This is a genomic window from Xenorhabdus bharatensis (assembly GCF_037996705.1).
Lineage (GTDB): Bacteria > Pseudomonadota > Gammaproteobacteria > Enterobacterales > Enterobacteriaceae > Xenorhabdus > Xenorhabdus bharatensis.
In genome coordinates this window covers 147,102-167,624 of sequence record NZ_JBBMXG010000008.1, presented here as the reverse complement: position 1 = coordinate 167,624, position 20,523 = coordinate 147,102, and the positions used below count along the sequence as shown (strand labels likewise).

Here is a 20,523-nt window from a genome sequence, read left to right as displayed (position 1 = left end):
TTATTAAATAAGACCAGGTTATAGTTATGACAACAGAAAATACTACTGATAAAAAATATATCGTTGCACTGGATCAGGGAACAACCAGTTCAAGGGCGGTGATACTTGATCACGATGCCAATATTGTCAGTATTTCACAACGTGAATTTCCGCAAATATACCCTAAACCAGGCTGGGTGGAACATGATCCGATGGAAATCTGGGCCAGCCAAAGCTCAACGCTGGTTGAGGTATTGGCAAAAGCCGATATTCGCTCAGACCAAATTGCCAGTATCGGGATCACGAATCAACGGGAAACAACGATTGTCTGGGAAAAAGAGACTGGTAAACCCGTTTACAATGCCATTGTATGGCAATGCCGCCGAACAGCAGATATCTGTACCCGACTGAAGAAAAAAGAGGGTCTGGAAGAGTATATCCGTCATAACACGGGTCTGGTTATCGACCCTTACTTTTCCGGAACAAAAATAAAATGGATTCTGGATAACGTTGAGGGTGTCCGCCATCGCGCTGAAAATGGTGAACTGCTGTTTGGTACCGTTGATACCTGGCTGGTCTGGAAAATGACACAAGGTCGCGTACACGTTACCGACTATACCAATGCTTCCCGCACTATGTTGTTCAACATCCATGACCTCGACTGGGATCAGAAGATCCTTGATGAACTGGATATTCCTCGCGTTATGCTGCCAAAAGTTGCTGCCTCCTCGGCGATTTATGGTCAGACTAATATCGGCGGTAAAGGCGGTACTCGTATTCCTATCGCAGGTATCGCAGGCGATCAGCAAGCCGCACTGTACGGTCAACTATGTGTCCATCCGGGCATGGCAAAAAATACTTATGGCACTGGCTGCTTCCTGCTGATGAATACCGGCACCGATGCAGTACGTTCCAGCCACGGTTTGCTGACCACTATAGCCTGTGGCCCACGAGGAGAAGTGAATTACGCTCTGGAAGGTGCCGTATTCGTGGGAGGAGCCTCAATCCAGTGGCTGCGTGATGAACTGAAACTCATCGCTGATGCAGCAGACTCCGAATACTTCGCCACAAAAGTGCAAGACAGCAATGGCGTTTATGTTGTTCCGGCCTTTACCGGGCTTGGCGCACCTTATTGGGATCCGTACGCCCGTGGTGCCATTTTTGGGCTGACTCGCGGAGCAAACAGCAACCACATTATTCGGGCAACGCTTGAATCAATCGCTTATCAGACCCGTGATGTACTGGATGCAATGCAGGCTGATTCCGGTGCACGTTTACAGGCGCTGCGCGTAGATGGTGGAGCAGTTGCGAATAATTTCCTGATGCAGTTCCAGTCTGACATCCTCGGCACCCGTGTAGAGCGCCCTGAAGTTCGCGAAAGTACCGCATTAGGTGCGGCATTCCTGGCTGGTCTGGCTGTCGGCTTCTGGAAAGATCTCGATGAAGTGAAAAGTAAAGCGACCATCGAAAAAGAATTCCGCCCTGGCATAGAAACCACAGAGCGTAACCACAAATACAATGGCTGGAAAAAAGCCGTTGCCCGTGCTCAGGAATGGGAAGACCGCGCTTAAAAAGCGCATAAATGCGAAAGCTCTGACGCTAATCTGTCAGAGCTTTTTAGTATCCGGTGAATACAGTGAATATCTCAGACAGTACGTTCCTGCTGCTGGATCCTCTGAGAAATTGGCAGCCAACACAATAAAATAAGCAGCGCCATACAAAACATCAGCATCCCCACGCTGAATTGGCTATTTTGTGGCAGCATCGCCGATAACCATGTAGCTACACCAGAACCTACATTCTGTAATCCGCCCACCAGCGCACCCGCCGCGCCAGCCAGATAAGGAAACGGTTCCATAGCCCCTGTCGTCGCCAGCGGAAATAACATACCCGCCCCAAAAAAGAACAGCGCAGCCGGAAGTAACAACGTCCAGACATTCATAATGCCAAACCAGCTAGGCAACCACATCAACGTCCCCGCCAGCAGGCAGCAAATAACCGCATTCCACACCAGCTGATAAAACGTTTTATTTTCACGCCCTGCATACCATGCCCCCAAAAAGGCAGCAGGAATAGGCAGGATAAACAAAATACTGACCGTTAAACTATCCAGTCCTAAAACAGCGCCGAGCAAAACCCCACAGCTGGCTTCAAAAACAGCCACTCCTGCCAGACCGCCAATCAGCATAATCAGATAAGAAACAAAAATGCCATTGGATAGCAGTTGATGGAAAGAAACCAGCATTGTACTCTGCGTTGTCTGCTCCGGGCGTGTTTCCGGGAAATGCCGGAATAAAAATAGCATCACGCCCGAACCCAGCAATAATAAAAACCAATAGCAGGCACGCCAGCCAAAATAATGGCCTACGACGCCACCAATCATCGGTGCCAATAAAGGGCTGACCAGTATCGCCATATTCAACAGACTATTGGCACAACGTAGTGATGCACCCGTGTATAAATCTCTTGGCACAGTACGTATCATTACGCCTGCGACTCCCGTCCCCAACCCCTGAAATACACTGACTACCACCAATACCAATAAACTGGGAGCAAACAGTGCACATATCGTAGCAACCAGAAAAACTGACATTCCTACCAAAATGACCGGCCGACGGCCGACTTTATCCGACAGTGGCCCATAAAAGAGCTGTGAGAACCCATAAGCGAACAAATAGGCTGCCATAACCCGTTGAACTTCCCCCGCCGGCTTGCCGAAGCTATTCGCCATATCAGCAATCACCGGAACATAAATTGTCTGAGTCATTTGCCCAACAGCGGCTAACGCAATTAACATCAGCAATAAATTGAAATGTGCTATTTTTCTCATCGCATTTACATACAATTTTATTTAAGCAAAATATACCGCCTGATTAAGGTACATTTCCTATTAATCAGATAGGTACAACGGCAACAGCGAAGCCCTCAGGTTATTAATGAACAAACCTGACTACAGACTTCACTAGATTAAATTTTCCTGAGCAATGTATATTTTTTATCGGCAGTATACAATTTTACATGAGGAAAAAATTGCAGTCACATTACTCTGCAATGTCAATAAAAGTGTACATATCCATCTTAAAATACAACACAAATACAGTTAATTAGACTGCAACACGTAATCGATAAGCCTATTTCCCTCAATCGCGTAGAATCACCGAGTGATGAATCATTCACTCCGTACCATTTCATTCCGTATCATTTTATTTTGTAATAGTGCAGAGAGGCTAAATGCAATGGCAAACTGGGTTACAGGAAAAGTCACTGACGTCACCAATTGGACAGATTCACTATTCAGTATCAGGCTACAGGCACCAATAGAAAAATTTACTGCTGGCCAATTTGCAAAACTTGCTCTCGAAATTGAAGAGGAACGTATCCAGCGGGCCTATTCTTATATCAATGCTCCCAATAACAATAGTCTTGAGTTTTATTTAGTCACCGTACCGAATGGAAAACTCAGCCCTCAACTTGCCACTTTGCAGGTCGGTGATGAAGTTCTGGTGACAGAACAGGCCGCCGGTTTTTTTGTTCTTGATGAAATCCCTGATTGCCAGAACCTCTGGATGCTCTCAACCGGAACAGGTATAGGGCCTTATCTTTCCATTCTCCAACTGGGAAATGATTTAGAGCGGTTTGAAAATATTATCTTAGTTCATGCGGTCAGATGGGAGCAGGATTTAAGTTATTTGCCTCTCATGCGGCAACTGGAAAAAACGTTGCAGGGGAAATTGCGGATCCAGACCATCGTTAGCCGGGAACAATGCCAGAATTCACTCATGGGGAGAATTCCGGCACTGATTGAAAATGGTGAAATGGAATCAGCTATCGGCTTATCAATGCAGGCAGAAAACAGCCACGTGATGTTATGCGGAAACCCCCAAATGGTCAGAGATACCCAACAATTACTTAAAGAACAACGTGGCATGACAAAGCACCTACGCCGTAGGCCGGGGCATGTGACCAGTGAACAATACTGGTGATATACACTTCGTCTTTCAAGTTGCCTCTTTGTTGGCTACGCATCTTGAAATCCATTGTGTATATGCATAAATCAACTCATTGGATATATGGCCATTTAATGTTTTTGCGCAGAATTGCCGGCAGAGATGTATTCAACCATTTCTGCCGATTCACCAAAACGGTTTACACCTTCCGTACCCCGGAATACTCCGCAATCAAGAATGATCATGACAAAAATCAGTGTCGGGATAAAACGGCCAATTCCCCACTGCCATATGGGCGCTAACATATTCCAGTCGAGAGAGAGTAAAAACCAGGCCAATACCAACAATAATGCCCACACTCCGCGTTTATTGCGATCATGCAGGCGCTTCGAAAAAATCGCTGCTGTCGGATACAATAGCAGTGCCGTGCATACTGCCGTAAAATTCATGGAGAGAACATTCATTCCATGCAGAGTAAGGAGAATAAAAATCAGGGCAAAACAGAGACCAATCCCGATCCAGAACTCCCGTCGCCCGATGCGACCTTTGAATGAAAATCCCCATTGTTGTAATGTCATGTATTCTTTCCCAATTGTGGATACTGTTTTTCTGCCATTGACACTTTTTCCGCGACTTACATTCGGCGAGTAACAACATGAAAACAGGCATAAATAATTTTCTGCTGACAATATTAATCGCTTTTGGTATTGGTTTACCATTCTCAAGCACTGCGGGTGAGCCTTCTGTCACACCAGATATACGCCCACAGTCAATGTATCTCCTGCCTGATTCCCCGACTTTTGAAGACAATATCCCGACCTTCCGGGAAAAATACAATAAAAGTCATCCTGACATTCTGCTGCACGAATATAAAGTTATTACGAGCACCGATATCTCTCTGCCTTTTATCCGTGCTGCCAGCAAGATCAACGAAAAAATCTACTCTTCCGCCGTACTGGAAAGAGGCAGCGAAAAAATCAAAAGCCTGCAAATTACATTACTGCCATCCCAACGCTCACAGGAAAAAGAACAAAACCTGCTCCTGACGAAAAAGTATATCGCCGCCATAACCCGCCAGTTTGAACCCACACTTTCTCAGGAGCAGGCTCAGACACAAACGGAGAAACTTTTTAAGATGGCGGAAACACAACCTTTTTACAGCCTGAAAATCGGAGCAATACGCTATATCATCGTAAACAGCAGCGAAAATATAATGACCTTCGCTATTGAACCGATTAAGCTATCACTATCTGACGTACCAGCAAATGAAAATTAGTGACATAGCGCAGAGCTATTCGAGCCGATGATCTTTATACTGTCGGCCTTTCACTGATAGAGATATGGCGTATCGCTACTCACGAAAGCACATTCATTTAGTTCGCAATTTGATTATTTTTCTGGTTGGAGGGAAAAACATGCGACATCCATTAGTTATGGGTAACTGGAAACTCAATGGCAGTACCCACATGGTTAACGACCTGATTGCAGGCCTGCGTAAAGAACTGAGCAACGTTGACGGCTGTGGCGTCGCTATTGCACCACCAACTGTTTATGTCACTCTGGCAAATAATGCACTGGCTGGTAGCCGTATCGCACTGGGCGCACAAGATGTAGGCATTAACCTTTCCGGCGCATATACAGGCGAAACATCCGCAGAAATGCTGAAAGATGCAGGCGCAAAATATATCATTATCGGTCACTCCGAACGCCGTACTTACCACAAAGAAAGCGATGAGTTCATTGCGAAAAAATTCGCTATCCTGAAAGAACAGGGGCTTATTCCGGTTCTGTGTATCGGCGAAACTGAACAAGAAAACGAAGCAGGCCAGACAGAAGCCGTCTGTGCGCGCCAGATTGATGCCGTTCTTAACACACTGGGCGCAGAAGCGTTTAAAGATACTGTTATTGCTTACGAGCCTGTCTGGGCCATCGGTACCGGCAAATCTGCGACTCCTGCACAAGCACAGGCTGTTCATAAATTCATTCGTGATCACATTGCTAAGCAGGATGCGGCTATCGCTGATCAAGTCATCATTCAATACGGTGGCTCTGTTAACGCCAGCAACGCAGCAGAATTGTTTACTCAACCAGACATTGATGGTGCTCTGGTTGGCGGGGCATCACTGAAGGCTGATGCATTTGCAGTTATCGTGAAGGCAGCCGCTGAAGCGAAAAAAGCCTAAGCGCTTACAAAGATAATCGCCACCGTAGAACGCCGTGGCGATTATCCTTCTGACTCTTTTTCTTACCCTGTCAGTTAACGGCGAATAATCTCATCAAATACCCCACCTGTGGCAAAATGTTCTTTCTGCGCTTTTTCCCAGCCACCAAATACGCCATCAACTGTGAATAGCTTCAGCTCAGGAAAGTCGGCACGGTACTTTTCGATAATCGTTTTATCACGAGGACGATAATAGTTTTTTGCGGCAATTTCCTGTCCGACCGGTGAATACAGGTATTTCAAGTATTCTGTTGCCAATTCACGTGTGCCTCGCTTATCGACAACTTTATCGACTACCGCCACAGTTGGCTCTGCCAGAATAGACATACTCGGAGTGACAATTTCGAATTGTCCTTTCCCCTGCTCTCCGTTATCTAACGTATGAATTGCCAGTAATGCCTCATTTTCCCATGCAATCAACACATCCCCAATCCCACGCTCAACAAACGTATTCGTTGCGCCACGGGCACCTGAATCTAAGACTTCAACATTTTTATACAGCGCCTTCACGAAGGCTTTTGCCTTAGATTGATCCTGCTCGTTATGAGCCAGCGCATATCCCCAGGCAGCCAGATAATTCCAGCGTGCACCACCGGATGTTTTAGGATTTGGGGTGACAATCGAAACATCAGGCCGGATCAAATCTGACCAATCCTTTATATGTTTGGGATTTCCCTTTTTTACCAGAAAAACAATAGTGGATGTGTAAGGCGCTGAATTATCGGGTAAGCGGTGAAGCCAATTTTTGGCAATCCGGCCACGCTCTGCGATCGCATCCACATCATAGGCCAGAGCCAGTGTGACCACATCGGCCTGAAGGCCATTGATAACTGAAGTTGCCTGCTTGCCTGAACCACCGTGTGATTGCCGGATGGTGACCCGATCTCCGGTTTTCTGCTGCCAGTATTGGCTGAATGCCTGATTATATTGCTGATATAACTCACGCGTCGGGTCATAAGAAACATTCAGGAGCTGCAAATCTTTCGCCCAAGCATTTCCTCCGGTCAGAATGGCCAGCAATAGCACCATTAATGGGGAATACCGGCTTATTCTCCATTTCATTCTCTTCCATTTCATAGGCGTAATCATCGGAAATGCTCTCCTCAATATTAGGTACGATTTTCATCGTAAAATTGACAGAAAGCGTTATGCCGCAGAAATAATTTTAAATTTCTGCTTATTCATTATGGGAATATAACGTACAGAAAGGAGAGATAAAAAGACAAACAGCCATATAAATATCCTATGGCTGTTTCGAAAAAATGTTCTTATGAAAGTTAGTAAAGTTTCTTCGCTGTTTCTAACCAATCTTTCTTGAAGATACGCTGCATATTCTGCACCGCATCAATAATGTCATGGTGAACAAGTTTTTCGTTCTGGATACCAACACAACGGCCGCCACATCCTTCCAGCAACAGCTGAACAGAATAAGCCCCCATACGTGATGCCAGAATACGGTCATAAGCCACTGGCGCACCACCACGCTGAATATGGCCTAATACCGTTGCCCGCGTTTCGTGACGTGTTTCCGCTTCAATATATTTTGCCAGTTCATCAACATCACAAACATGCTCTGTAATCGCAACAATGGCATGGCGCTTACCTTTCTGAATACCCGCTTGAATTTCAGCTAACAGTTCTTCGCGATCAAACGGAATTTCACGTTCAGGCAGCACGATAAACTCACACCCACCTGCAATTGCCGCAGACAACGTTAAATCACCACAATAACGCCCCATGACTTCAACAATAGAAATACGCTTGTGGGAGGTTGAGGTATCACGCAGACGGTCAATCGCTTCAACAACCGTATCCAGCGCTGTAAAATAACCGATAGTGTAATCTGTTCCCGCAACATCATTATCAATCGTACCGGGCAGGCCAATACAGGGGAAACCCGCCTCAGTCAGTTTTTTCGCTCCCAGATAAGAACCATCACCACCAATCACCACCAGCGCATCAATTTCATTCTTACGCATGTTTTCGATAGCAATTTCACGCACTTTATCATCCCTGAACTCAGGGAAACGTGCCGAGCCTAAAAACGTGCCGCCACGGTTAATCATGTCGGAAACACTGTAGCGGTCGAGCTTTTTCATCCTGTTTTCATACAGCCCCAGATAGCCATCATAAATACCATAAACCTCTAACCCTTCGGTTAAAGCGGCACGAACAACTCCACGAATAGCGGCGTTCATACCCGGTGCATCTCCACCGCTCGTTAAGACTCCGATTCTTTTAATCTTGTTGATCATGATGACCTCTGACTTATCGATGTAATATTTGCCTAATCTGCTGACTGCCCTTCCCAAAGGGAAGATTCACGACGATTATTTCACTAAACTCTGATTACCAATTCATTAGCTGAATTGATTCAATCGCGCCCATGATACGGAAAAACATTCAGTCTGCATCAATCTTTTGTCTACTTTTTGACATTATTTTGATAATGAATAAATTCTTCTATCAATCCCAACGGTTTTTACGTTCACCGGGAACAACAGAGTTGGGATCCTGATGGATCATAATATCGGCACCGGGAAACCTATCACGCAATTTATTTTCAATTCCTTCGGCTAACGCATGAGCCTGTACCAACGGTAAATTATCATCTATCTCAAGATGAAACTGAATAAACCTCGTCGGTCCCGATTGGCGGGTTCGCAGATCATGCCCGCCGGAAACACCGGGGTAATTCCTGATAATCTCTATAATCTCCTGCCGCTCCTCATCTGGCAAGGCACGATCCAGTAAAGACTGTATCGCATCGTATCCCATTCTTAATGCGCTATAGAGAATATACACACCAATTCCCAACGCAAATAAAGCATCTGCACGTCGGAACCCGTAGACACTCAAAACCAATGCCACCAAAATCGCGCCATTCATTAATAAATCAGACTTGTAATGCAACATATCGGCACGAATAGCCTGACTTTGAGTTTTATTAATCACCCATTTCTGAAAAATAACCAGACAGCTTGTTGAAATAATGGCAATAATGATGACCCAAACACCCACAGCGGCATGTTCTAAAGGCTGGGGAGAAAACAAATGCTGAAAGCCGGTCAAAAACAGAAAAATAGCTGAGCCGGAAACAAACATGCTTTGGGCAAGAGCGGCCAGTGACTCGGCCTTACCATGCCCGAAAGTATGTTCTTCATCCGCAGGTTGAAGGGAATAACGCACGACGAAAAAATTAGTCAGAGAAGCAGCCAGATCGACCAGAGAATCGACCAGTGCCGCCAATAAACTCACCGAGCCGGTAAACCACCAGGCAAAAATTTTCACCACTAACAATACACTGGCCAGTATTGTCGCCACCAATGCCGCAGTACTGACCCATCGGCCATAATTCATACCCATATTCACAGCCCTCAACGTTATTCAGGATGGTCTGTATCAGGTATAAAAATAGCGCGTTAAATGGAAAAATATAGGGGCAGAAAAGCAAAGGGAATCGATTCTGTCCAACATACCGCCGTGGCCTTCAATAATCTCACCAAAATCTTTCACGCCACTATCACGCTTGATCGCTGACATACACAGCCCACCGATGAACCCCATCAAGGTAATAGCCAGTGACATCCCTCCGGCTACCCACGGAGAAAATGGCGTTATCCAATACAGCGACATCCCCAGTAATACTGAAGCTAAGATACCACCGATAAACCCTTCCACCGTTTTATTCGGGCTTAATTTCGGGACAATCGGTCGCTTGCCGAATAATTTACCGAACACATACTGTAAAACATCAGACATTTGCGCCACAATCATCAAAAACAGCAATAACTTGATATTCTGCCCCTGATATTCCGCTATGTCTAACATCAACAAAGCCGGGGCATGGCTAATGGCAAACACCGTTACCAACATTCCCCACTGTATTTTTGCGGTACGTTCCAGAAAGTGAGTTGTATCACCGACCAAAGCAATACGGGCCGGTAAAAACAGAAAAACATAAACGGGGATAAACACCGAAAACAACCCGTACCACTGCATTCCAACTAACACGTACTGAACCGGCAGAAAACCGAAGAAACACCAGAACAGGGCCTCATGGTCACTACGACGAGTCGGGGTGAGAGTGATAAATTCACGCAAGGCAAAAAAAGACATAACAGAAAACAACACAACGGACCCGATTGGCCCGATAACTACGGCTAGCACACAGACGATACACATCATCCACCAGCCACGAATACGGGCATTCAGATTATCGATGGTCGCGTTCCGTTTTTCCCCTGAATAACAAAATGACAGAATACCGCCAATCACACTGGCAATAATCAGCACCCCAAAAATCCCGCTAAACAACAGCATCAAATCCTGATCTATCCCTGTCATAACACCAGCTCCTCTAATGCAGTCTGGGCACGTTGTAAAAAGATATCCTTACTTTCATCATCCGCCAATTTATCCAGAGGCTGACCAAATGTCGCCGAGCAAATAACGGGGATTAATATCCTCTTTCCTTTTGGTAAAGCGCGATTTAAATTTTCCAGATAGACTGGGATAAGTTCAGCATCAGGATATTTTCGAGCCAGATGATACAGACCACTCTTGAACGGATTGATTTGTTCACCGCTCCCACGAGTTCCTTCCGGAAAGATAATCAAAGATTCCCCTTGCGCCAGAACACGCTCCAACGGCGCCAGAATTTCTTTTCTGCTACTGTTTTCCCCCTGACGCTCGATTAAGACAGCACAAAATACCTTATGGATAAGATAACGGCGCAGTTTGGTTTTATCCCAATAATCACGAGCGGCAACCGGATGTACCAAATGACGCAACACAGATGGAAGACCTGACCAAATGACTAATCCATCCAGATGACTCGAATGATTGGCATAATAAATCCTGCTCTTGGTCGATGGTTGGCAACCCACCCATCGCACACGCACTCCCGTCAGGACACGACAGAGGCCCGATAACATCGCTCCCATGCTTCTCGACAGCAAACTGATTTTATGAATTTTTCCCATATAGGGTATCCCTATCCCTTTTTATATAGAGTAACAGTGATAAGATTTTTTAATTGAATAGACTGGCAAGGTAAGATAATCAAGATTGTCTAAAATAACAACAGACCTATAACTTAAAACAGGAACTGAAATACCCCCTAATTTACTGCTTACAATGCCTGCCTGACGGAATTTACATGATCGCCCTGTTATTTATTCGTGCCTCAAAGCCTAAAATAATAGAGAATATTCGCTAAAATCCGTGTTTGTTCAGGTATGATTATGTTTAAAGAAACAATCAGAAATCATTTATCTTGGAGTACGTTTTTCGTAGGAGGGTACATTTCACTCGTCTACGTTACAGGCGTTACCCGTTATAAAAACTTGTTCTTTGCTTTGATAGCACTGGCTGCGCTCTACTGGATCATAAAAAACCCTAAGGGATGTCTTGCTGCACTGAAGAATAATCTTGTATTGGCTTTGGGAATATTCACGCTAACCACGATTTATTCCGTCATTATCTCTCCTGACCCAAAACTCAGCTTTCATGAGATAAAAACACCTTTTTTTAGAGACGTAGTACTTTCTGCCATACTGATTACTTTAGCGCTAAGCCAAACGGATAAATTGAAAATCCAGAAAATGATCATCGGCTCATTTCTGCTTGGATTACTATTTATCACAGTGAAAGAGATGTACCTGTTTTATCAAGACTATCAAAACGGCATTATGCCTTTCACTAACTATAATCACCGTAGTGTATCTGATGGTATCGTCTTCTTCTTCCCTGCCTTAGTCGCTCTCTGGCATTTTCAAAAACCTCAGAATTATATCCGCCTAGCGCTGACGATTTTACTGATTTTATCTGTATCTTTTGTGCTGCTGGGAACACTGGCAAGAGGGGCTTGGCTGGCTGTTTTCGTTATGTTTTTCATGATGATACTGATGAATAAAAACTGGAAAACATTGTTCGCAAGTATCGTTGTTATTTATGCAGCTTTATTTGCTATTGAACATAATTATCTAGCTCAAGACGCAACCTTAAATTATAAGCTAACTCAAACTGATAGCAGTAATCGATATCACAATGGCACACAAGGCTCAGCCCTCACCTTAATTCTGGAGAATCCGCTCAAGGGCTATGGGGCTGGTAACAAGATCTACGACCAGATTTATAATGATAATGCTAAAAATTATCCGGAGTGGATAGCTAAGTATTCTATTGGCCCTCACAATATTTTCCTAACAATCTGGTTTGCTGCCGGAATATTAGGATTTGGAGCTTTACTGTTTCTAATATTTACCTACCTAAAACAATCAGGCAAACAATGGATGCTCGATAATGACAACTATAAGCAAGCCGCATTAATTTTATTTATTTCTTTCTTTGGATATTTTGTTATAAGAGGAAATTTTGAAAGCGTTCACTTAAACATCTTAGGTATTTATCTCGGTTTACTGATAACACTCTGCCAGAAAAGGTTGAATAAAATAAATAGAAGTTAAACGTCAAGAACATACAGGCTATCAAGAAGAATAGCCTGTAAAATCAAAAAATTAAAACCATTCAGACAATACATCAATTAAAGACTCACTGACATTATGCCAATCGTAGTTTGTGAGAGCCACTTCTCTACCTTTTTCAGTAATCTCTTGCAATCTACCGTCTAACAACGTATCTGAAATATCCTGAGCTATACTCTCAGAGGATAATGGTTCTTGCAGTAAGAAACCTGTATTTTCAGGGATTACAAACTCTTTAATCCCTCCTCTTGGGCTAACCAAAACTGGTATACCACTCGCCATTGATTCTAGAGCAACCATACAAAATGCTTCCTCACCTAATGATGGTACAACCGTTAAATCAGCTAGCGAATAAACTTGATGCATATTTGCCGGAGGAATATTACCAGCCAAAACACAGCATTCTTTCATGTCCAGCGCCTTATTGAGCACTTTTTTACGATAAATCTCACGCTCGCCTTTTGTAACTTTTGTATGCTCTCCAACTAATAAAAGCGTAAATTGCGAATCTTTTTTATGTAGTAAGGACACTGCTTCCATTAATTCAAGCACACCTTTTCTCTTATCTAACCGTCCTGCATACAAAATGACCTTTGCAGCCTCTTTTAGGCCAAACTTTTCTCTATTCCAGTTGCTTTCTTGCATATAAAGCATTTTATCAATGCCATTTGGTACAACTTTAATATTCTCTAATCTTGCTTCGGTATGGAAAAAGTTAGCTAACGAATGGCTTGGAGTGATGAGCTTAGTCTGAGTTCCCAAAGTAGTAGCACTATGCCTATTATGTAGATGAAGTACCATCAATTCTTCGGGATAATACTGCTTAACAGCATCATAAAGAGCAACAGAGTTCTGAATAATCAAGATGGGTTTATTGCCATACTCTTGATTATGAGAAACCATATCCACAACCCGCTTAGCATAAGGATAAGGGTCTAAACGAGACCATTTCCTAAAAATTCGCTTATAAAGCGCGCTAGTATATATCCTGTTGATTGAAGAGTAATCACTAATTCTTTCAATAGGATTCTCTGATTTCTCTCGCTTACAGATAACTGAATTATTACTTCTCATTACCTTAGCGACATTATAAATCCACCATTCCACCGCGGCTGCATAATTTGGAGGGATAGAGTGAAACTCAGGAGCAATAAAAACAATTTTCTTCATAAAAGCAACTAATCTTATAATTTATCGATGAGGTAGAGAATCGGGCTGAATGCTGAGTTTAAGTCAACAATCTAGAATCCACAATTGATGATAAAAAAAAGCCCCGAAACGGGGCTGAAAGACAGGGATGGTGTCTATGGCAAGGAAAATCGTTATTGATGCTGTTCTATAGATAGTTATAACAACACCAATGCAAATACTGGGTATTTCATGCCTGATAGCATCTATGATGTTGTTTTTCTTTCTCAGGTGTCAGAATCTGATTGCGAATACGCGCAAATTTCTACACCGATATCAACATTATATTTTGCTATTTTTTCAAGCTGCACTCTAAGCGAAACTTCATCAAAATTCTTTGCTATCAAAAGACGGTATGTCTCCTGATGTTCTGTCTGCATATTCGTTATTAATTACTCATGTACTCATGCAGATACTGTTTTTTCGCCAGAACTCACTCAGCTATCGCTGCTTTTCATAATATGATTCCCCCAAAGACACAACTATAGTTATAGTTATGCAGAGAGTTGCCAGAATCACTGTTGTCGTATGGCAGACAAAGCGACGAATCAACCTCAGAGTCGTTACACGTATCAACAGTTTTAACTAGAACCATCATCGTTCCAAGAACGGGTATCGATGCTAAAGCTAACATTGCTATTTTACGCATTTTTGGTAATTCCTTACTTTATCGAATAGCACTATTCGATTCAGTGCAGGTAATATAGCCCCACGGCTGCAAACTAGCGTCAGAGCATGTAAAAGAACGTAAAGTCATGGAATAGCAAAATTTGTTATCGTATTTTGCTCTCGGAGGAAGAATGAATGCATAAGATATTATTAGTTGATGATGACCGCGAACTGACAGCTTTATTGAAAGAACTACTTGAGATGGAAGGGTTCAATGTGGTTATCGCCCATGATGGTGAACAGGCATTACAATTTATTGACTCTTCAATTGACCTTCTTCTGCTGGATATTATGATGCCGCGCAAAAATGGCATTGAAACCCTGAAAGAGCTGCGTCAATATCATCAGACTCCCGTTATTATGTTAACAGCGAGAGGAAGCGACCTAGATCGTGTTCTGGGGCTAGAACTAGGTGCAGATGATTACTTACCCAAACCATTTAACGATCGCGAACTGGTAGCCCGTATACGCGCGATTTTACGTCGCTCCAACTGGAGTGAACAACAAGCCGATAACAGTACACCTATACTGGAAATCGATAAGCTACAACTCAATCCCGGACGTCAGGAAGCCAGTTTTAACGGCGATATTCTGGATTTAACCGGTACAGAATTCACACTTCTCTATTTGTTAGCTCAACATATTGGGCAAGTTGTTTCTCGTGAGCATTTGAGTCAAGAAGTATTAGGGAAACGACTAACACCTTTTGACAGAGCCATAGATATGCATATTTCTAACCTTCGACGTAAATTACCTAACCGGACTGATGAATTACCCTGGTTCAAAACACTACGTGGGCGTGGATACTTAATGGTTTCAGAGAAATGATTAATAGCTTAACAGCCCGTATATTTGCAATCTTCTGGCTGACACTGGCACTTGTTCTGATGGTGGCTCTGATGGTGCCTAAGCTGGATTCCCGGCAATTAACTCCGCTATTAGATAGTGAGTACCATCAGGGAAATCAGTTAGCCAGACATATTGAAGCAGAATTAACCCGACATCCACCCAGTGATCTGTTCTGGTGGTTAAGGCTGGATCGCGCCATAGTCAAATGGGTGCCACCCGACCAACGCTTATTTCTCGCAACCGGAGAAGGACGCGTTATCAGTACTGAGAAACGCGATACGCAGCTCGTACGCAATTTTATGGGGCAATCCGATAACTCCGACCACCCTAAAAAGAAAAAATATGGTCGTGTCGAAATAATGGGACCCTTTTCAATACGAGATGGTGAAGATTACTATCATCTCTACCTTCTTCGCCCGACAAGCAGCCCACAATCAGACTTTATCAACCTGATGTTTGATCGCCCTCTTCTGTTACCAGCTGCCACCATGCTCATCAGCGCACCACTGCTCTTATGGCTGGCGTGGAGTTTAGCAAGACCCGCGCGTAAACTAAAAAATGCAGCAGATCAGGTAGCAAAAGGTAATTTGAAACAACATCCAGAACTGGAATCAGGCCCACAGGAATTTCTGGCAGCCGGCAGCAGCTTTAACCAGATGATTAGTGCATTAGAAAGGATGGTGACCGCTCAGCAACGTCTCATCTCCGATATTTCACATGAATTACGCACTCCCCTTACCCGTTTACAGCTCGCCACAGCATTATTGCGCCGCCGTCACGGAGAAAGTAAAGAACTGGAGCGCATTGAAACAGAAGCACAGTTACTGGATAGCATGATTAACGACCTACTGGTACTTTCCCGTAACCAGCATAAGAACGAACTACTGCGCGAAAACATCAAGGCTAACAAGATCTGGAATGACATACTGGAAAATGCCAAATTTGAAGTCGAACAGATGAACAAAACTCTGGATATCGTTTCACCACCCGGCCCATGGATTATCTACTGTAACCCAGCAGTACTCGGTAGTGCACTAGAAAACATCGTCCGCAATGCCGTCCGCTACTCCATAAGCCATATCGCTGTTGCATTTAAAGCTGATAATCACGGAGTAACGATTACCGTTGATGACGATGGTCCGGGAGTCAGTCCTGAAGACCGTGAGCACATCTTTCGCCCGTTTTATCGGACAGATGAAGCGAGGGATAGAGAATCAGGTGGAACAGGTTTAGGGCTGGCGATAGTTGAAACTGCGGTGGAACAACATCGGGGCTGGGTTAAGGCAGAGGATAGCTCTTTAGGTGGGCTTAGACTGGTGATTTGGTTGCCGTTACATGGGAGATAGATAGTGACCTGACTAAAATTCAGCTAATAACAGCATGTAATAATTAAAGAAAAAAGATTATTATACTTGACCTTGAGGCGTTGAGGGACTAATCTCGTCGCTGCTTAACACAAATTGTTAATATGATTATTTTTGTTAAGAGATAAACTTGTTTTATCTTAATAAGATAGGCTTTACCAATTCCAAAATAATAGGCACTCTGGGAGCCATAACCTAGTGCGGTAGCTTATTTCAAAGCCAGATTATATATTCTTTAGCCCTCCCTTTCCAATTCCGCATCATTAAATTCAACTGAAAACGTAAAAATGAAAATTCTAGTTACTGGTGGAGCAGGCTTCATCGGCTCTGCATTGATTCGGCATATTATAAATCATACTAATGATAGCGTTATCAATGTTGATAAACTCACTTATGCAGGCAATTTAGAATCCCTCAAAGAAATTGACCATATCCCACGTTATTCTTTCGAAAAAGCCGATATTTGTGATCGTAATGCGCTTGATAACATATTAGAAAAACACCAACCTGATGCAGTGATGCATCTGGCTGCAGAAAGCCATGTAGATCGTTCAATTAGTGGTCCTAATGATTTTATTGAAACCAATATTATTGGTACTTATACTCTTCTAGAGGCTACCAGAAATTATTGGCAGCAATTGCCCGAAAACAAAAAGAATTCATTCCTTTTTCACCACATTTCAACCGATGAAGTATACGGTGACCTACCACATCCAGACGAGTGTACAGAAGATTCTTCCCTTCCTTTATTTACTGAAAAAACTGCCTATACCCCAAGTAGCCCATACTCTGCTTCAAAAGCATCCAGTGATCATTTAGTGAGAGCTTGGCACAGGACCTATGGATTACCAGCCATAGTAACCAACTGCTCCAACAATTATGGTCCTTACCATTTCCCGGAAAAATTAATCCCTCTTGTTATTCTGAATGCATTAGAAGGAAAGCCATTGCCCATTTATGGTAAAGGAGACCAAATCCGAGATTGGTTATATGTTGAAGATCATGCCAGAGCATTACATTTAGTTGTTAGCTCAGGTAAAAGTGGGGAAACGTATAATATTGGTGGTCATAATGAAAAGACTAATTTTGAAGTTGTCGAAAAAATTTGCCAAATTTTGGATAAATTAATTCCTAAAGAGACTTCATACACAAAGCAAATTACATTTGTTTCTGATCGACCAGGACATGATCGCCGTTATGCTATTGATGCAACAAAAATCAAATCTGAGTTAAATTGGGCACCACTTGAAACATTTGAATCAGGTATTAAGAAAACAGTTGAGTGGTATCTGGATAATAAAGAATGGACAGAAAATATAAAAATCAGATCTTATATAAATTAAATTAAATTAAATTAAATTAAATTAAAAAATTAATTCATAATACTACACACAATATTATGGCAATCGTACAAAATAGAGGTGAGTTAGAAATTACATCTATTAACCAAATGTATCTTGAAGATGGTACCTTAGAAGTAGAATTACTTGGGCGTGGTTTTACGTGGTTAGATACAGGCACACATGACAGTCTTTTAGAGGCCACAACCTTTGTTGAAACTATTGAAAAACGGCAAGGTTTTAAAATAGCTTGTTTGGAAGAGATTGCATGGCGTAATGGTTGGCTTAGAGAAAATGATATTATTAACATCGCCAACACTATGTCTAAAAATGGATATGGAAAATATTTACAGTCTCTTTTTTAGAGGAAAATATGAGTATAATAAAAGCAATAGAATTTAATTCTTTAGGCGATGATAGGGGTCAACTTATTTCGTTAGAAGGTAATAAAAATATACCATTTGAAATAAAACGTGTTTATTATATTTTTAATACTAAAGCAGGAGTTGCCAGAGGGTTTCACGCACATAAGGAACTAAAACAAATATTAATTTCCATCAGTGGAAGTTGCCGGATTGTGTTAGATAATGGAAATAAAAAAGAAGATATAGTTCTCGATAATGCACAAAAAGGCATTTTTATAGATTCATTTATATGGAGAGAAATGCACGATTTTTCACCTGATTGTGTGTTAATGGTTTTAGCAAGTGAATATTATAATGAGGAAGATTATATTCGTAATTATAATGAATTTTTAAGAGAAAAAAAAAGTGAACAATGAAAAAAAACTATTTGGCCGTTCTATTTTTCTTAAATTAGTTAGTGAAGATGATGCTAGTTTTATCTATAGCTTAAGAAATAATAACAAACTCAATAAATATCTATCAAAAACAGATGGTAATATAATAGATCAATTAAATTGGATTAAAAAATATAAAAAAAGAGAAAAGGAAAATTTAGAGTATTATTTTAAGATAAAAAGAATTGATAATAACATTGATATAGGAACAGTCAGATTATATGATTTCAAAGATAATCCTAAATCTTTCTGTTGGGGTAGTTGGATTTTAACAGAAAATAAAACTCCAAATTCGGCTATCGAAAGCGCTTTATTAGTTTATAAATTTGCTTTCGATGAAAAAAATTTTGAGCAAAGTCACTTTGATGTAAGAAAAGAAAATGAAAAAGTGATTAGTTTCCATAAAAAATTAGGTGCTAAAATAATCAATGAGGATGACCTTAATTATTACTTCACATATCAAAATGAAGACTATAACAAAATATCAAATATATATAATAAATTTATATAATTAAATATTTAAAATATAATAATTTTCTTTCGTGTATTTAGGATGTGTCATGATAAAATTTTTTGATCTAAAAGAAATTAATAATAAATATCAACTAGAAATACAAGAAGCATTTTCAAAAGTTATTGAATCTGGTTGGTATATTATGGGAAAAGAACTAGATAACTTTGAGAAAAAATTCTCTGAATATTGCAATACAAAATATACTATTGGTGTAGCAAATGGCCTAGATGCATTGACTTTAGTATTTAGAGCCTGGAAGGAGCTTGGCAGACTAAAAGCTGGAGATGAAGTTATTGTTCAAGCTAATACATATATCGCATCAGTATTAGCTATCACCGAAAATAATTTAGTTCCTGTTTTTATTGAACCAGATCCTAATACGTATAACTTATCTATTAATAATGTAAAAGCTGCAATCACAAATAAAACCAAAGTTATTTTACCAGTGCATTTATATGGGCAAATATCATTAATGCCAGAAATTATGACACTTGCTGAAAAACACAATTTATTGGTACTTGAGGACTGCGCTCAGGCACATGGGGCAAGTATTGATGGTAAAAAAGCAGGTAATTGGGGACATGCGGCTGGTTTTAGCTTTTATCCCGGAAAAAATCTTGGAGCATTAGGTGACGCTGGTGCGATAACAACAAATGATAATGAACTGATGGAAACATTACTTGCACTCAGAAACTATGGTTCACATGAAAAATACGTAAACTTATATCAGGGTGTAAATAGTCGTTTAGATGAAATTCAAGCTGCTATTTTAGCAGTTAAATTACAGTACCTAGATAAAGAAACAGAAATCAGACAGGCAATTGCATCAGAGTACTTAGAAAAAATTAATAATCCTTTAATTAAACTTCCAAAATATCCTATTAAATATAGAAATAATCCAAATGGCCATGTTTGGCATCTATTCGTAGTATCCTGCTCTGAAAGAGATTTATTACAAAAATATTTATCTGATAATGGTATTCAAACATTAATTCATTATCCAATCCCTCCACATAAGCAACAGGCATATAGTCAATTTAATTCTATGAGTCTTCCTATAACTGAGAGGATTCATAATGAATTATTGAGCCTCCCGATAGGACCAACGATGACTCAGGATGAAATTAATAAAATTATAACTGTTTGTAATAGCTTTTCGATTTAA

General features: G+C 41.6%; 19 protein-coding genes and 1 pseudogene. 12 read left to right on the top strand and 8 right to left on the bottom strand.

Annotated features, from left to right (window positions below; all coding sequences use genetic code 11):
• The first annotated feature begins 26 nt into the window (after positions 1 to 26).
• Positions 27 to 1,550: a glycerol kinase GlpK gene (gene glpK / locus AAC855_RS09770; RefSeq protein WP_340609365.1), complete on the top strand. Its 1,524-nt coding sequence runs from the start codon at positions 27 to 29 to the stop codon at positions 1,548 to 1,550.
• Positions 1,551 to 1,624: 74 nt separating this feature from the next.
• Here the strand turns inward: glpK and emrD are convergent, their stop codons facing one another.
• On the bottom strand, positions 1,625 to 2,809 hold the full coding sequence (emrD, locus tag AAC855_RS09765) for a multidrug efflux MFS transporter EmrD (RefSeq protein ID WP_340609364.1): 1,185 nt from the start codon (positions 2,807 to 2,809) through the stop codon (positions 1,625 to 1,627).
• Positions 2,810 to 3,215: 406 nt separating this feature from the next.
• On the opposite strand from emrD, the gene fpr reads away from it, so the two are divergent.
• The gene (fpr, locus tag AAC855_RS09760; RefSeq protein ID WP_340609363.1) at positions 3,216 to 3,962 is read left to right on the top strand and encodes a ferredoxin--NADP(+) reductase; all 747 of its coding nucleotides are present in this window, start codon (positions 3,216 to 3,218) and stop codon (positions 3,960 to 3,962) included.
• Between the two features lie 95 nt (positions 3,963 to 4,057).
• Here fpr and AAC855_RS09755 read toward each other — a convergent pair whose 3' ends face one another.
• On the bottom strand, positions 4,058 to 4,504 hold the full coding sequence (locus tag AAC855_RS09755) for a DUF805 domain-containing protein (RefSeq protein WP_340609362.1): 447 nt from the start codon (positions 4,502 to 4,504) through the stop codon (positions 4,058 to 4,060).
• A 77-nt stretch (positions 4,505 to 4,581) separates the two neighbouring features.
• Here AAC855_RS09755 and AAC855_RS09750 point away from each other — a divergent pair, with 77 nt between their 5' ends.
• Together AAC855_RS09750 and tpiA are read left to right on the top strand one after the other, a co-directional pair.
• Positions 4,582 to 5,202, top strand: a complete 621-nt coding sequence (locus tag AAC855_RS09750; RefSeq protein WP_340609361.1) for a DUF1454 family protein — start codon at positions 4,582 to 4,584, stop codon at positions 5,200 to 5,202.
• A 139-nt stretch (positions 5,203 to 5,341) separates the two neighbouring features.
• Positions 5,342 to 6,109, top strand: a complete 768-nt coding sequence (gene tpiA / locus AAC855_RS09745) for a triose-phosphate isomerase (RefSeq protein ID WP_340609360.1) — start codon at positions 5,342 to 5,344, stop codon at positions 6,107 to 6,109.
• A gap of 74 nt (positions 6,110 to 6,183) precedes the next feature.
• Here tpiA and AAC855_RS09740 read toward each other — a convergent pair whose 3' ends face one another.
• The 5 genes from AAC855_RS09740 to AAC855_RS09720 all read right to left on the bottom strand — a co-directional run bounded on the left by AAC855_RS09740 (position 6,184) and on the right by AAC855_RS09720 (position 11,132).
• A complete protein-coding gene (locus AAC855_RS09740; protein ID WP_422824368.1) occupies positions 6,184 to 7,209 on the bottom strand; it encodes a sulfate ABC transporter substrate-binding protein in 1,026 nt (341 codons plus the stop codon).
• Between the two features lie 215 nt (positions 7,210 to 7,424).
• A complete protein-coding gene (gene pfkA / locus AAC855_RS09735; protein WP_099125614.1) occupies positions 7,425 to 8,402 on the bottom strand; it encodes a 6-phosphofructokinase in 978 nt (325 codons plus the stop codon).
• A 211-nt stretch (positions 8,403 to 8,613) separates the two neighbouring features.
• Positions 8,614 to 9,513 (bottom strand): CDF family cation-efflux transporter FieF, encoded by a 900-nt coding sequence (fieF, locus tag AAC855_RS09730; RefSeq protein WP_340609359.1) that lies wholly within the window; start codon positions 9,511 to 9,513, stop codon positions 8,614 to 8,616.
• Positions 9,514 to 9,549: 36 nt separating this feature from the next.
• Complete coding sequence (locus AAC855_RS09725) at positions 9,550 to 10,494, bottom strand: phosphatidate cytidylyltransferase (protein ID WP_340609358.1); 945 nt, start codon at positions 10,492 to 10,494, stop codon at positions 9,550 to 9,552.
• Positions 10,491 to 11,132: a lysophospholipid acyltransferase family protein gene (locus AAC855_RS09720; protein WP_340609357.1), complete on the bottom strand. Its 642-nt coding sequence runs from the start codon at positions 11,130 to 11,132 to the stop codon at positions 10,491 to 10,493. Before AAC855_RS09720 ends, AAC855_RS09725 begins: the two co-directional genes overlap by 4 nt.
• 261 nt (positions 11,133 to 11,393) lie before the next feature.
• Between AAC855_RS09720 and rfaL the strand changes: the two genes are divergently transcribed.
• Positions 11,394 to 12,617 carry an O-antigen ligase RfaL gene (rfaL, locus tag AAC855_RS09715; protein WP_340609356.1) on the top strand — a complete coding sequence of 408 codons (1,224 nt, stop codon included), beginning with the start codon at positions 11,394 to 11,396 and terminating at the stop codon, positions 12,615 to 12,617.
• Between the two features lie 51 nt (positions 12,618 to 12,668).
• Here rfaL and AAC855_RS09710 read toward each other — a convergent pair whose 3' ends face one another.
• On the bottom strand, positions 12,669 to 13,805 hold the full coding sequence (locus AAC855_RS09710) for a glycosyltransferase (RefSeq protein WP_340609355.1): 1,137 nt from the start codon (positions 13,803 to 13,805) through the stop codon (positions 12,669 to 12,671).
• An 822-nt stretch (positions 13,806 to 14,627) separates the two neighbouring features.
• Here AAC855_RS09710 and cpxR point away from each other — a divergent pair.
• From cpxR to AAC855_RS09675, 7 genes and pseudogenes are all read left to right on the top strand, one after another.
• A complete protein-coding gene (cpxR, locus tag AAC855_RS09705; protein ID WP_340609354.1) occupies positions 14,628 to 15,320 on the top strand; it encodes an envelope stress response regulator transcription factor CpxR in 693 nt (230 codons plus the stop codon).
• Entirely contained in the window at positions 15,317 to 16,687 is a 1,371-nt protein-coding gene (gene cpxA / locus AAC855_RS09700; protein WP_340609353.1) for an envelope stress sensor histidine kinase CpxA, read from the top strand. The genes cpxR and cpxA overlap by 4 nt, the downstream gene beginning before the upstream one ends.
• 305 nt (positions 16,688 to 16,992) lie before the next feature.
• A complete protein-coding gene (gene rfbB, locus AAC855_RS09695) occupies positions 16,993 to 18,048 on the top strand; it encodes a dTDP-glucose 4,6-dehydratase (RefSeq protein ID WP_340609352.1) in 1,056 nt (351 codons plus the stop codon).
• 74 nt (positions 18,049 to 18,122) lie between these two features.
• Positions 18,123 to 18,410, top strand: a pseudogene (locus tag AAC855_RS09690) (sugar phosphate nucleotidyltransferase); the annotation flags it as partial.
• 8 nt (positions 18,411 to 18,418) lie between these two features.
• Positions 18,419 to 18,826 carry a sugar 3,4-ketoisomerase gene (locus tag AAC855_RS09685; protein ID WP_340609351.1) on the top strand — a complete coding sequence of 136 codons (408 nt, stop codon included), beginning with the start codon at positions 18,419 to 18,421 and terminating at the stop codon, positions 18,824 to 18,826.
• Positions 18,816 to 19,355: a GNAT family N-acetyltransferase gene (locus tag AAC855_RS09680; protein ID WP_340609350.1), complete on the top strand. Its 540-nt coding sequence runs from the start codon at positions 18,816 to 18,818 to the stop codon at positions 19,353 to 19,355. Before AAC855_RS09685 ends, AAC855_RS09680 begins: the two co-directional genes overlap by 11 nt.
• 49 nt (positions 19,356 to 19,404) lie before the next feature.
• The gene (locus AAC855_RS09675; protein ID WP_340609349.1) at positions 19,405 to 20,523 is read left to right on the top strand and encodes a DegT/DnrJ/EryC1/StrS family aminotransferase; all 1,119 of its coding nucleotides are present in this window, start codon (positions 19,405 to 19,407) and stop codon (positions 20,521 to 20,523) included.